The following is a 12,787-nucleotide window of genomic DNA, read 5'->3' on the forward strand; positions in this document are numbered from 1 at the left end:
GAGAGCAGATGAGCATGCGTCGCGGCATGCGGACCACCCTACCGCCGTACGCCGGCGGCGCTCACCCCGATGATCCGGTAGGGCTCACGGCTTGCGGGCGACGCCGCCCAGCAGCAGTACCTCCCACGGCGCGAGCGGCCCGGGGACGCGCTCGTCGGGATGCCATTCGGGGAAGTGCACGACGCCCGGCTCCACGAGCACCAGGCCGTCGAAGAACGCGGTGATGGCGGCGCGGTCGCGGAAGAACCCGGCCCCCATGGTGGCCTGCAACATCACCTCCAGCGCCTTGGCCTTGGGGTTGGCGCTGGCGAGCATGTTGGAGGCGGCCAGATAGCTCCCAGGGGCCAGCGCCGACATGTAGCGCCTGACCAGGGCGTGCGGGTCCTCCTTGTCGGGGAACAGGTGCAGCAGCCCGATGGCCATGATCGCGGTGGGCTGTGACAGGTCGACGAGGCCGCGCAGCACCGGATGGCCGAGCACGGCGTCGACGTCGCGGGCGTCGGCGGTGACGGCGCCCGCGTTCGGGTTGGCGCTCAGCAGCGCCCGCGCGTGCGGCTCCACCATGGGGTCGATGTCGACGTAGACGACCTTGCACGCGCGGTCGGCGAACTGGGCGACCTCGTGGGTGTTCTCGATCGTGGGCAGCCCGGCACCCAGATCGATGATCTGCCTGATGCCCGCCTCGCGGACCAGGAAGTCGACCACTCTGCCGATGAAGGCGCGGTTGCACCAGACGAGGTCGACGACCTCGGGCACCGTGTCCTTCAGCCTGCGGGCCACCGACCTGTCGGCGGCGAAGTTCTCCATGCCGCCGAGCAGCGCGTCGTGTACGCGCGCCACGCTCGGCTGCGCCGGATCCACTCCGGGTGGAGCCCACTCCGGCTCGTCGGTGACGCTCATGCGGCCCCCTCTCCGTGACGCGGATCGTATCCGCACCTGGAGCCTTGATGTCCCGCGTGCCGGCGGTTGTCAGGACAGTCAGCCCGGCCTGTCGGACATCTCACGCTGCGCGTGCCGGGGCACGTGAGCAGGCGCGCGACCCGACAACATGACCTTCAGCCGGGGCGCGAGCGGCCGCTCGACGAACCGGTACACCAGGTACGCGGCCCCGAGCATGACCGCGATCAGCCCGGCCAGGAGCACGTACTTGTTGACCGCGTCGCCCACGCGGGAGAAGATCACGAACCCGACGTGCGCGTGCAGCAGGTAGAGCGGGTACGTCAGCGCGCCGGCCGTCACCAGCCACGGCCTGCCCAGCCACCGGGTGGCGCGCAGCGCGATGAGCGTCATGACGAGGAAGATCAGCACGACCACGGCGATGATCACGCCGTGCGAGTACTCCACGGAGTACCGTTCGCCCACGGCGTCGGCGTACCCGACGGCCCGGTAGACGGCGTTGCCCAGGCAGATCGGCACCAGCAGGGCGATCTGCACGCTCAGCCCGAACCTGTAGAGCATGAACAGCGCCATGCCCGCGATGAAGTAGTGGGAGAACTCCGACTGCACGACCAGGTCGGCGATGCCCGGCAGCAGCCCAGCCTGGACCAGGACCGTCAGCCCCAGCCAGGCCCAGAGCCCCACCATGACCCGGGTGCGCGTCATGCCGATGAAGGTGAAGGCCAGGATGAGGAAGTAGAACCGCATCTCGGCCCAGAGGGTCCAATAGACCACGTCCACGTTCGCGATGTTCGGCACCGACTGGAACATCGTCAGGTTCGCCAGCACCTGCGGCAGGCTCACCTCGAACACGCCCTGTCCCAGCGTCACGGTGACCACGCTGGTGACGGCGATGCCCACCCAGTACGCGGGGTAGAGCCGCACGACGCGCGAGACGACGAACGCGCGCGGGGTCCTGCCCCAGGCGCTCATCAGCACCACGAAGCCGCTGACCAGGAAGAACAGGTCCACGCCCAGGTAGCCGTACTTGGACCAGGCGCTCTCCGCGGCGAAGACGACCGGGCTGTGGTCGCCGGCCCAGCCGGAGAACGTGTAGTGGAACAGCACGACGCAGAGCGCCGCCAGTAGCCGGAGGCCGTCGATCTCGTACAGACGGTCTGAGCTAGTTGGCATTTTTTTCACCCTTCTTGTCCTAGAAGAGGGTGGCCTAGACCGCTTGCTGACTAGTAAATGATCGCTAGCTGTTAACCGCTTTGTTACCGGTTTACGGAGCTCTGTTCGGGTAGCGGATGGGGGCCCGAGAAAGACGGCAAGAGGAGAGGACGAGTTCCCATGGAGCTCTGGGACTACCGACCTGACGTCTACGACCGTGGCAGGAGCCTGGACCTCGCGGGCTTCCGCGTGCAGGCGACCGACGGGAAGATCGGGACCGTCGACGAGGCGACGTACGAGGTCGGCGAGAGCTACATCATCGTCGACACCGGCCCCTGGATCTTCGGCAAGAAGGTCATGCTTCCGGCGCAGGTCGTCACGAGCATCGACCCGCAGGAGCGCGACGTGTTCGTCGCGCGCACCAAGGCCGAGATCAAGGACGCGCCCGAGTTCGACGAGGGCACGTTCAAGGAGCCCGAATACCGGACGCGGCTGGGTGACTACTACGGCCGCTTCCACGGGTGACTACGTGTCGTGAGGGGAGGGCCGCGTCCGCTTCAGGGCGCGGCCCTTTCCGTACCTGACAGAAGCTGGCAGGTACGGCTGGAACGCTGAAGCCATGACGACGAAAGCGAAGCTCCTGGCGGTCACTCTGGATTGCGCGGAGCCCAGGAAGCTGGCCGCGTTCTACCACGAGGTCACCGGGCTGGACATCCAGTACTCCGAGGACGAGTACGCGGCCGTGGGCGACGGCACCACGAACATCTACTTCGGGCGGGTCCCCGGCCGAAAGCCGGCCGCGTGGCCCGGTGAGGGCAAGCAGTTCCACCTCGACTTCAGGGTGCCGGACGTGGACAAGGCGGTCGGCGAGTACATCGCGCTGGGCGCGACCAGGCCCGACTTCCAGCCGGGTGTCACCGAGGAGGGCACGGGCTGGGTCGTCCTGCGGGATCCCGAGGGCCACCTGTTCTGCGTCTGTCCTGAACGTTCCTAGGGCGGGCCCGGCCGGTTCAGGATGAGTCACATGTTCGTGCTGTTCAAAGTGGGTTCAGGCGGATTTATCAGCCTAAAGGTGGATTCTGGAAGGTCGTTGGGCTCATAAGCTGGAGCAATGCTCCTGGAAGGACGCCTGCTCCTGCGCGGGCCGCGATGACCTGGATCGGCCTGCTGATCGCTCTGGCCGGCGCGCTGGGCTACGCGCTCGGCGCCGCACTGCAGCAGTACGAAGCCGTCGCCGAGGGCGCTTCGCTCCGGCTGGTGCGACGCCCCCGCTGGTGGATCGGCGGCATCATCGGCTTCACCGGCGCGTGCCTGCACGCGGTGGCGCTGAGCTTAGCGCCGCTGGTCGCCGTCCAGCCGATCAGCGTCGCCACCCTCGTGTTCGCGGTGCCGCTGGCGGCGTTCCTGTACGGGCGCAGGCCCTACCGTGCGGAGATCCTCGGATCGATCGCCGTGGCGGTGGGTCTGCTATGGCTCATGATGCTGGTGCCGGAGCACAACGTGCCGCCCCGGCTGGGCGACGGCGCGGCCATCGGGTTCATCGCCGTGATCGGGCTGATCACCCTGGTCACCCAGCTGATGGCCCGCCGGGTGCACGGGCCGGCCAAGGCCGCCCTGCTCTCGGTGGGCGCGGGGGCCGTGACCGCGAGCGTCTCCACGTTCGTCCGCGTGGTCGGCGGCGGCCTCGAGGGCGACCTGGGGCGCCTGGCCCACTGGTTCACCCTCGCCATCCCCCTGTTGCTGGTCTGCGCGGTCGTGCTGCTCCAGCGCTCGTACGCGGTCGGCTACTTCGGCATCGCCTACGCCGGCGTGCAGGTCATCGACCCCATCACCTCGGTGCTCGCGGGCGCGATCCTGCTCGGCGAGCCGCTGCCCACGGCCCCGTCCACGGCCATCCCCGCCCTGCTGGCCGGCGCGCTGACCATCGGCGGCACGATCACGCTCGGCCGCCTGGCCCCCGACCACCGCCCGGCTCCGACCGGCAACGAACCGGCCCCCGTCCCGGTGTCGGCGACGTCGGACGCAAGCTGAGCCACGCGACCCGCGCGGCCCCTCGTGACGCCGCGCGGCGGCGATGCCTTCGGCGGTCGCGTTGGTCAAACGGTTGAATTGTCATGGCCTGCGGGGTTACGGTGCATCGGCGATGACCATGGTGGTCTGTCACATTGCAGCGATGTGCTCTGATACGAGCAGGAGTGGCACGAGCATGGCGAGAAGATCGATGGGTGTCCTGATCGCGTCCGTCCTGGTGGTCACGGCGGCCGGAGCGCCGGCGCCGGCCTTGGCGGAGCCCGGCTTATCCGGCGCGAAGACCGTCGTCTACGTGGCCAAGGACGGCAGGGAGGGCGCCACCGGTACGAGAACGGATCCGTTCCCGACGGTCGAGCAGGCCCGCGACGCGCTGGCGGGACGGACGAGCGCGCGCCGGCCCGGCGTCGTCCACATCAGGGAAGGCGTCTACCAGACGTCCGAGACCATCGAGCTGAGCGGCCCGGAGCACTCCCATGTCACCTACGCCGCCCACCCGGGCGAGCAGGTCGAGTTCGCCGGCGTCACCACTCTCGATCCCGGCGCGTTCCGCAGGCTGAGCGACCTGCCGGACGAGGCCAAGTGGTCGTCGAAGGCGCGCGTCCCCGACGCGGTGGCCGGCCAGGTCCACGTCTACGACCTGGGTGCCGCGGGCATCCCCGCCGGGGTGATCATGAAGAACGGGTTCAACTGGAAACCTCAGCCGTTCGCGCCCGAGCTGATCACCGACGACGCGACCCAGACCTTGGCGCAGTATCCGAACGACGCCGGCAAGCTCGACAGCGCCGCCATCACGGTCAAGGAGGCGCCGAAGGGAGCCAGGGACTACTTCTCCGACAAGACCGAGGACGGCACCACCCTGCCGTACGAGGACATGCTCAAGCTGCCGGGACCCGTCTACACCGCCGTCGACGCCGCCCTGAAGGAGCGCTCCTCCGCCTGGGCGCCGCCGCAGGGCCAGGAACTCGACAACACGGTGTTCGAGACCGACGGCTGGCTGTCCGGCTATTTCGGCAACAACTACGCCAACGACCGCGTACGCATCGCCTCCGTCGACCCCGCTGAGGCGGAGCTGCGCACGACATATCCCACGATGTACGCCGCCACCGACAAGTGGACCTCTTTCGTCGCCCAGAACGTGCTGAGCGAGCTCGACACCGAGGGTGAGTATTACATCGACCGCTGGAACGACGCCGGCGTCCTCTACTACTACCCGCCGGGCGGAACCGTCGAGGGCAAGGAGATCAGCCTGACCTCCTTCGACGCGCCGTTCTTCCAGCTGGAGAACGTGCGCGGGGTGACGCTCAAGGGTCTGAAGCTGAACGGCACCACCGGCACGGCCGTGCGGCTGCTCGACGCGGAGTCGTGCACCGTCGACGGCCTGGAGATCCTGAACGCCAGCATGGACGCGATCGCGATCGGCGAGGCCAACGACGCCATCACGGCCGTCGCCGAATACCGCACGAGCCGCGGCGGCCACCGCAACAAGGTGGTCAACAGCCGCCTGCACGACCTCGGCGGCGGCGGGGTGTTCACCGCCGGCGGCGACCGCGACTCGCTGGAGCGCGGCGGCCACGTCGTGGAGCACAACGAGATCTACGACTTCTCCAAGCTCGCCACCTACACGCCCGCCGGCTACATGTACGGGGTCGGCAACACCTTCCGCTACAACCACGTCCACGACGCGCCCCACATGGCGATCCAGATCATGGGCAACGACATGGAGATCAGTCACAACAGGTTCGAGCGGCTGGTGACGCACGCCTCGGACCAGGGTGTGATCTACGCGGGCCGCGACTACACGTACCTGAACAACGTGGTCGCGTACAACCTGTTCAAGGACATCGGCGCGGACGGCAACCAGGCCGTCTACATGGACGACGGCATGTCGGGGATGGTCGTGCACCACAACGTGTTCGACAACGTCCAGCACGGCCTGTTCTTCCAGGCGGGCCACAGCAACGTCGCCTCGGACAACGTCTTCAAGGACGTGACGTACATCGGGCACGACAAGCTCTACCACGAGGACGACCTGCCGGTGCCGAACTCGAAGGTCGTGGTCGAGCGCTTCAACGACATGCTGAAGCCGGGCGACGGCAGCGGCTTCACGAACACCCGGGAGAACATCGAGACGTGGTACCGCCGCTACGGCCGGCAGTACCCGAACATCCGCGACTGGTACGTCCCGTCGAAGGCCGACGGCGAGCTGTGCACCTCGATCGACACCACCGAGTGCACGCGAGCGCACGTGTGGGAGAACCCGGACTCCGTGTACGTGCCGTCGCACAACGTGCTGACCCGGTCGGTCAGCATCGCGACGGGCGACTTCGCCTACACCGACGACGCCGGCGGACTGAACGTCAAGACCTTCAACCCGGATTTCGACGCGCACAACGTCAAGCAGGACAGCGCCGCCGAGGTCGCCTTCGATCCCGCCACCGGCAAGTTCGACGCCAGGGCCACGCCGCTCAACCGGGCCGAGGGCTTCGGCCCGGCGTGGGTGCGCGAGTGGAACAGGCGCTTCACCCTGGACGGCATCGGGCCCCGGTAGGGAGTCTCAGCCGTCGGACGGGATGCTCGGCGCGTCCTTCCGTCCGGTCGGCGCGGGAGGACGCCAGCCGAGCACGTCGTCCATGGAGCGCAGCATCAGGTCGGGACGGAGCCGGGCGGCCGTGGACATCGCGAGGTCGCGCAGCCGTACGGCCGGCGCGTTGCGGACCTTGGTGAGCCGGCAGATCGTCATGGACCGGCGGACGACCTGCCACGTGCGGTCGAGGCGGGCGGCGGTGTAGGCGGGCAGCGCGTCCTCGGCCGCGGGGGAGCCGGCCGCCAGGTGGGCCAGGACGACGGCGTCCTCGATCGCCTGGCAGGCTCCCTGGCCGAGGTTGGGCGTCATGGGGTGGGCGGCGTCGCCGACGAACGCGACCCTGCCGCTGTGGAGCGCGGGCAGCGGCGTGGCGAAGGAGAAGATGTCGTTGCGGATGATCCGCGTGGGGTCGGCCGCCCGCAGCAGCGCGGGGATCGGCTCGTGCCAGTCGCCGAACCTGCGCAGCAGTTCCTCCCGCCCGTCCTCGTGGACGGCCCCGGCGGGGGAGACGTCGGTCGCGTACACGTAGACGAGATCTCCCGCCAGCAAATGGACCCCGAACAACAGCCCCTTGCCCCAGGTCTCCGTGCTCTGGATGGGCAGTCCGGACCTGGGCACGAGGCCGCGCCAGGCCGTCACGCCGGAGTAGGCGGGGCCGGGATGGCCGGCGAAGAGCGCCTTGCGGGTCGCCGAGTGGATGCCGTCGGCGGCCACGACCAGGTCGGCCTCCAGGTCGCCCGCGCCGGTGCGGACGACCCCGCGGGCTGCGTCCACGCCGGAGACGGTGACGCCCAGGCGCAGGCGGGCCTCGCCCAGGGCGCCGGCGAGCACGTCCAACAGCGCGGCCCGCAACATGACCACCACCGAGTCGCCGTAGCGCGCCTGCGCGTCGTCGTCCGTGGTGTGCACGAGCGGGCGTCCGTCCGGGCGGCGGATGCCCGCCTGCCCCTCGAACCGGCCGAGCCGGCGCACCCGATCGCCCAGGTCGAGCGCGTCGAGCGCCTTCAACGCGTTCGGCGCCATGGCCAGCCCCGACCCCACCGGGGCGAGGTGGGCGGCGCGTTCGAGCACGGTCACGTCCCACCCCGCGCGCCGGAGCGCCACCCCGGCGGTCAGCCCTCCGACGCCACCGCCGATCACCACGGCCTTCGGCATGTCCTCTGCCCCTCTCGCACTACGGCTGTAGTTCCCGCATACTACGCCCGTAGTCGGGCGGCGGTAGAATCGGGTCCCGTGAAACGCTCAGAGCTGGTCGCGGACACGGCCATCACGCTGCTGGCCGAGCGCGGCATGCGCGGGCTCACCCACCGGGCCGTCGACGAGGCGGCCGGGCTGCCGCCGGGGTCGACCTCCAACCTCGCCCGTACGCGCGCCGCCCTGCTGGAGCTGACCCTGTCCAGGCTCGCCGAGCTGGAGCTGCGGGCCCTCGGCCCCGCCCTCGCGAGCCCGGCGGCTGGCCCGGCGGGGGGAATCGTGGACCGGGTGGCCGGAGGGCTGCTCGTGCAGCTCAACGACCGTCGGCGCACGCTGGCCCGCTACGAGCTGGCGCTGGAGGCGACGCGGCGGCCGGAGCTGCGCGAGATCTACGACGCCGCGGGCAGTCGTTTCCGCGACCCGGCGGTGGCGCTGCTGGCCGCCCAGGGCTCCCGCGACCCGGTGCGGCACGCCCGTCAGCTCGTGGCCTTCGGCGAAGGGCTCATGTTCGACGCGATCGTGGGGGCCGGCGCCATGCCGACCTTCGAGGAGCTGAGACAGGCCGTCGAGGACCTCCTGACCGGTATGCTGCCCCAGGACCCCGGCGAGGGCCGCGAAACCTTCAGGGGCCCGTGAGGGTCACCAGGCCGTGGCCGCCGGACAGGATGGCCGTCAGGACCGGATGGGTTTGCTCGTCCACGTCGAGCCGGGCGCCGACGGCTGCCAGTGCCGCGCGTACGCCCTCGGCGTCCGGATGGCCGCCCGCGAGCGACACCAGCTCGGCAGCCGGCAGCCCGGGACCGGCGGGGTGCGGGGTGTCGCCCCAGTCGATGAGGAACGGCACCAGCCCGTCGTGCCCGGCCCGTCCGGGCGGGGTGAGCCGCCATTCGAGCAGGTCGCCGGTCGGCGTGCGCCGCGACATGCCCAGCGGGTCGCCGGGGTCGTAACCGCGGGCGCGGGCCCTGGCCGTGACCGCGTCGATGTCGTCGACCGCCACCGCCCAGCCGACCAGCGCCGCCGCTTCCAGCCTGTCGATGCCGAACGGCCGGGACCCGGCGGGGGGCTCCTGCTCCGGGTCGGGCCCGACGATCTCCAGATAGCTCATGCCGCCCAGGCGGACCAGCCGGTTGGCCGTCCCGAACCCCGGGTGCCGCCCTCCGGCCGCCGGGCGCACGCCGAGCAGCCGTTCCAGTTCCGCGGCGGTGGACTCCAGGTCGGGGGTGGCGTACACGAGGTGGTCGAGGCTCATACAGGCAATTCTGCGTGACGGCGGGTCACCGGCAGGTCAGGCGTGGCCCTCTCGCGGCGTGCTCAGGCGCTCCCGGTGCGGCGGCCACTCGTCGTCGAGGATGCCGAAGCAGGCCGTGTCGCGCCAGGTGCCGTCGGGCCTCTTGCGGTGACGGCGCAGCGTGCCCTCGTGCACCCCGCCGATGCGCCTGATGGCGTCCTGCGAGCGTACGTTGCGCACGTCGGTCTTGAGCAGGACCCGGTTGTAGCCGAGCGCGAAGGCGTGGTCGATGAGCAGGAGCTTGCAGGCGGTGTTGACGTTCGTGCGCCAGTGCGCGCGGCCGTACCACGTCCAGCCGATCTCGATGCTCTCGTCGAAGCCGGGCACGTCGGCGTACGTGGTCCAGCCCACCGCGCGTCCGCTCCGCCTGTGCACGACCGCCAGCGGGACGTGCCGGTCGTCGTCGATCAGGTGGCGGGCGACCTTCGCGAGCTCCGACTCGGTGTGCGGCGTGCCCGCGGGCATCCAGCGCCAGACCTCGTCGTCCCCGCCGCCGGCGGCGAACAGGTCGGGCATGTGCTCCATGGCCAGGGGTTCCAGCCGGACGACGGCGTTCTCGAGCACCACGGGTCCGGGCAGCTTGGAGGTCATGGCGGCCACCCTACGGACGGCCGGGCGCTCTCCGTGATGGCCACCTGGGCCCTTTTACGGAGAACCACTGTCGACACTCATACCGGCCGGTCGGTAGGCTCACCGGCATGGACTTCGCTTACGACACCGTCACCGAGGACCTGCGCGAGCGACTGCTGCGCTTCATGGACGAATGCGTCTATCCCGCTGAGCCCGCTTTCGAGGAGCAGGCGGCGACCAGCGGGTGGAGCCCGCCGCCGCTGATGGCCGACCTCAAGGACGAGGCCAGGAAGCGCGGCCTGTGGAACCTGTTCCTGCCCAGCGAGCACGGCGCCGGGCTGACGAACCTCCAGTACGCGCCCCTGGCGGAGGTCATGGGCCGGAGTCCCACGCTCGCCCCGACGGCCACCAACTGCGCCGCCCCCGACACCGGCAACATGGAGGTCCTCTCCATGTTCGGCAGCCCATGGCAGCGGGAGGAGTGGCTGCGGCCGCTGCTCGACGGCGAGATCCGCTCGGCGTTCGCGATGACGGAGCCCGACGTGGCCTCCTCCGACGCCACGAACATCGCCACCTCCATCGTCCGCGACGGCGACGAGTACGTCATCAACGGCCGCAAGTGGTTCATCTCGGGAGCGATGAACCCCAATTGCAAGATCCTCATCGTCATGGGCAAGACGAACCCCGACGCGCCCAAACACCGCAGGCAGAGCATGATCCTCGTGCCGCGCGACACCCCGGGCGTGCACGTCAAGCGGGGCATGCACGTGTTCGGCTACTCCGACGCCGACCACGGCGGCCACGCCGAGATCGTGTTCGAGGACGTACGCGTGCCGGCGGAGAACCTGATCGGCGAGGAGGGCGGCGGCTTCGCCATCGCCCAGGCGCGGCTCGGCCCCGGCCGCATCCACCACTGCATGCGCCTGATCGGCATGGCCGAGCGCGCCGTGGAGCTGATGTGCCGGCGGGCGCTGACGAGGAACACGTTCGGAGCGCCCGTCGCCCATCAGGGCGTCGTACAGGACTGGATCGCCGAGTCCCGCATCAGGATCGAGCAGCTGCGCCTGCTCGTGCTCAAGACGGCCTGGCTCATGGACACGGTGGGCAACCAGGGGGCCCACACCGAGATCCAGGCCATCAAGATCTCCACGCCGATCACCGTGGAGTGGATCCTGGACAAGGCCGTCCAGGTGCACGGCGCGGGCGGCGTCTCCCAGGACTTCCCGCTGGCCGCGCTCTGGGCGCACGCGCGCTCGCTGCGCCTCGCGGACGGCCCGGACGAGGTGCACAAGAGGTCACTGGCCTATCGCGAGCTGAAGAGGTGGATGTGAACGAGGCGGAGATCAAGGAGCGCGTGGCCGCGTTCCTCGGCGAGCACGATCCGGGCCGCGACCGGCTGGAGTTCCTGAGGGCCAGGTTCGACGCCGGGCTCGCCTGGGTGTGGTTCCCCGAAGGACTGGGCGGTCTCGGGGCGCCACGGGAGCTGCAGCAGGTCGTGGAGCGGGAACTGGCGCACACGCCGCAGATCAACGGCGGCCTCCAGGGCATCGGCCTGGGCATGGCGGCGCCGACGATCCTGGCGTTCGGGACGGAGGAGCAGCAACGACGTTTCCTGCGGCCGCTGTGGACGGGCGAGGAGATCTGGTGCCAGCTCTTCAGCGAGCCCGGCGCCGGGTCCGACCTGGCCACGCTGGCGACCAGGGCGGTCAGGGACGGCGACGAGTGGGTGATCGACGGGCAGAAGGTGTGGACGTCCGGCGCCCACCACTCCCGGTGGGCCATCCTCGTCACCCGTACGGACCCCGACGTGCCGAAACACCGCGGGATGACGTACTTCGTCTGCGACATGCACGCGCCGGGCGTCGAGGTGCGGCCGCTGCGGCAGATCACCGGCGAGGCCGAGTTCAACGAGGTGTTCCTGACCGGCGTCCGGCTCCCCGACGACCTGCGGCTGGGCGAGGTCGGCGACGGCTGGCGGGTCGCGCAGACCACGCTGATGAACGAGCGCGTCGCCATCGGCGGCGCGCCCGCGCGGCGCGGCGGCGGCATGGTGGCCTCCGTGGTCGAGGCCTGGCGCGAGCACCCCGAGCTGCGCAGCCACGACCTGCACCAGCGGTTGTTGTCGCTCTGGGTGGAGGCCGAGGTGACCCGGCTGTCGGGGGCGCGGCTGCGCGAGCAGCTCGCCGCGGGGCAGCCGGGACCCGAGGGCTCGGGCATGAAGTTGTCGTTCGCCCGGCTCAACCAGGCGCTGACCGGGTTCGACGTCGAGTTCAGACGGGATCTCGGCTACGACGACTGGACGTTCAGGCGCTCCGAGAACGTCGACTTCTACGGGCGCGGGCCCGGCTACCGCTATCTGCGGGCCAAGGGCAACTCGATCGAGGGCGGCACCTCCGAGATCCTGCGCAACATCATCGCCGAACGGGTGCTCGGCCTCCCCTCCGAGCCCCGCGTCGACAAGGACGTGCCCTGGAAGGACCTGCCGCGATGACACGGAGCGAGGGAGGAGCGGTGAGCATGACGCTGCTGTATTCGGATGTCGAGGAGGAGCTGCGGGCCGCCGTACGAGGGCTGCTCGCCGACCGGTGCCCGCCCGCGGCGGTGCTCAAGCGCGTCGAGTCCGAGCCCTACGACCTTGACCTGTGGAAGACGCTGGCCGGGGAGATCGGGGTCGCCGGGCTGCTCATCCCCGAGGAGCTGGGCGGCGCGGGCGCGTCGGCCAGCGAGGCGGCCGTCGTGCTGGAGGAGCTGGGCAGGGCGGTGGCGCCGGTGCCGTTCCTCACCAGCGCGGTGCTGGCCACGTACGCGCTGCTTCCGACCCGTGACGCCCTGCTCGGCGAGCTGGCCGAGGGCAGGCGCACGGCCGCGCTGGCGGTCTCGTTCGCCGCCTCCCCCTACCGGCCGGAGCTCGGGGCGTCGCTGAGCGTGGACGGCGAGGGCCGGATCTCCGGCGAGGTCACCGGCGTGGCCGGTGCGGACGTGGCCGACGTGCTGCTGGCCCCCGTGAACGGCGACCTGTACGCGGTCGAGGTGCCCACGGCCGGGGGAGGCATGGCCGGGGGAGGCACGGC

13 protein-coding genes are annotated in these 12,787 nt (G+C 70.4%); 8 read left to right on the forward strand and 5 right to left on the reverse strand.

Features of this window, described 5'->3' with window-relative positions; genetic code table 11:
• Positions 1-84: 84 nt before the first annotated feature.
• Together GUY59_RS32525 and GUY59_RS32530 are read right to left on the reverse strand one after the other, a co-directional pair.
• A complete protein-coding gene (locus GUY59_RS32525; protein ID WP_138204128.1) occupies positions 85-900 on the reverse strand; it encodes an SAM-dependent methyltransferase in 816 nt (271 codons plus the stop codon).
• Positions 901-978: 78 nt separating this feature from the next.
• Positions 979-2,070, reverse strand: coding sequence for an acyltransferase family protein (locus GUY59_RS32530; RefSeq protein WP_138204130.1), 1,092 nt, complete (start codon positions 2,068-2,070; stop codon positions 979-981).
• A gap of 159 nt (positions 2,071-2,229) precedes the next feature.
• On the opposite strand from GUY59_RS32530, the gene GUY59_RS32535 reads away from it, so the two are divergent.
• The 4 genes from GUY59_RS32535 to GUY59_RS32550 all read left to right on the forward strand — a co-directional run bounded on the left by GUY59_RS32535 (position 2,230) and on the right by GUY59_RS32550 (position 6,628).
• On the forward strand, positions 2,230-2,574 hold the full coding sequence (locus GUY59_RS32535; RefSeq protein ID WP_132333353.1) for a PRC-barrel domain containing protein: 345 nt from the start codon (positions 2,230-2,232) through the stop codon (positions 2,572-2,574).
• A gap of 94 nt (positions 2,575-2,668) precedes the next feature.
• On the forward strand, positions 2,669-3,043 hold the full coding sequence (locus GUY59_RS32540) for a VOC family protein (RefSeq protein WP_138204132.1): 375 nt from the start codon (positions 2,669-2,671) through the stop codon (positions 3,041-3,043).
• Between the two features lie 155 nt (positions 3,044-3,198).
• The gene (locus GUY59_RS32545) at positions 3,199-4,080 is read left to right on the forward strand and encodes a DMT family transporter (RefSeq protein WP_138204134.1); all 882 of its coding nucleotides are present in this window, start codon (positions 3,199-3,201) and stop codon (positions 4,078-4,080) included.
• A 175-nt stretch (positions 4,081-4,255) separates the two neighbouring features.
• Entirely contained in the window at positions 4,256-6,628 is a 2,373-nt protein-coding gene (locus GUY59_RS32550) for a right-handed parallel beta-helix repeat-containing protein (RefSeq protein ID WP_161714809.1), read from the forward strand.
• A gap of 6 nt (positions 6,629-6,634) precedes the next feature.
• Here GUY59_RS32550 and GUY59_RS32555 read toward each other — a convergent pair whose 3' ends face one another.
• Complete coding sequence (locus GUY59_RS32555; protein ID WP_138204138.1) at positions 6,635-7,819, reverse strand: FAD-dependent monooxygenase; 1,185 nt, start codon at positions 7,817-7,819, stop codon at positions 6,635-6,637.
• Positions 7,820-7,897: 78 nt separating this feature from the next.
• On the opposite strand from GUY59_RS32555, the gene GUY59_RS32560 reads away from it, so the two are divergent.
• Positions 7,898-8,494, forward strand: coding sequence for a TetR/AcrR family transcriptional regulator (locus GUY59_RS32560; protein WP_138204140.1), 597 nt, complete (start codon positions 7,898-7,900; stop codon positions 8,492-8,494).
• Here GUY59_RS32560 and GUY59_RS32565 read toward each other — a convergent pair.
• The gene (locus tag GUY59_RS32565) at positions 8,481-9,107 is read right to left on the reverse strand and encodes a VOC family protein (protein ID WP_201761609.1); all 627 of its coding nucleotides are present in this window, start codon (positions 9,105-9,107) and stop codon (positions 8,481-8,483) included. The two genes, GUY59_RS32560 and GUY59_RS32565, sit on opposite strands and share 14 nt — an antisense overlap.
• 36 nt (positions 9,108-9,143) lie before the next feature.
• Entirely contained in the window at positions 9,144-9,737 is a 594-nt protein-coding gene (locus GUY59_RS32570) for a GNAT family N-acetyltransferase (protein WP_138204144.1), read from the reverse strand.
• 107 nt (positions 9,738-9,844) lie between these two features.
• Here GUY59_RS32570 and GUY59_RS32575 point away from each other — a divergent pair, with 107 nt between their 5' ends.
• From GUY59_RS32575 to GUY59_RS32585, 3 genes are all read left to right on the forward strand, one after another.
• Positions 9,845-11,047, forward strand: coding sequence for an acyl-CoA dehydrogenase family protein (locus tag GUY59_RS32575; RefSeq protein WP_138204146.1), 1,203 nt, complete (start codon positions 9,845-9,847; stop codon positions 11,045-11,047).
• Entirely contained in the window at positions 11,044-12,207 is a 1,164-nt protein-coding gene (locus tag GUY59_RS32580) for an acyl-CoA dehydrogenase family protein (RefSeq protein ID WP_138204148.1), read from the forward strand. The genes GUY59_RS32575 and GUY59_RS32580 overlap by 4 nt, the downstream gene beginning before the upstream one ends.
• A gap of 26 nt (positions 12,208-12,233) precedes the next feature.
• A partial coding sequence (locus tag GUY59_RS32585) for an acyl-CoA dehydrogenase family protein (protein ID WP_161714810.1) occupies positions 12,234-12,787 on the forward strand: 554 nt, incomplete at its 3' end.

Source organism: Nonomuraea sp. K271 (assembly GCF_009908215.1).
Lineage (GTDB): Bacteria > Actinomycetota > Actinomycetes > Streptosporangiales > Streptosporangiaceae > Nonomuraea > Nonomuraea longispora.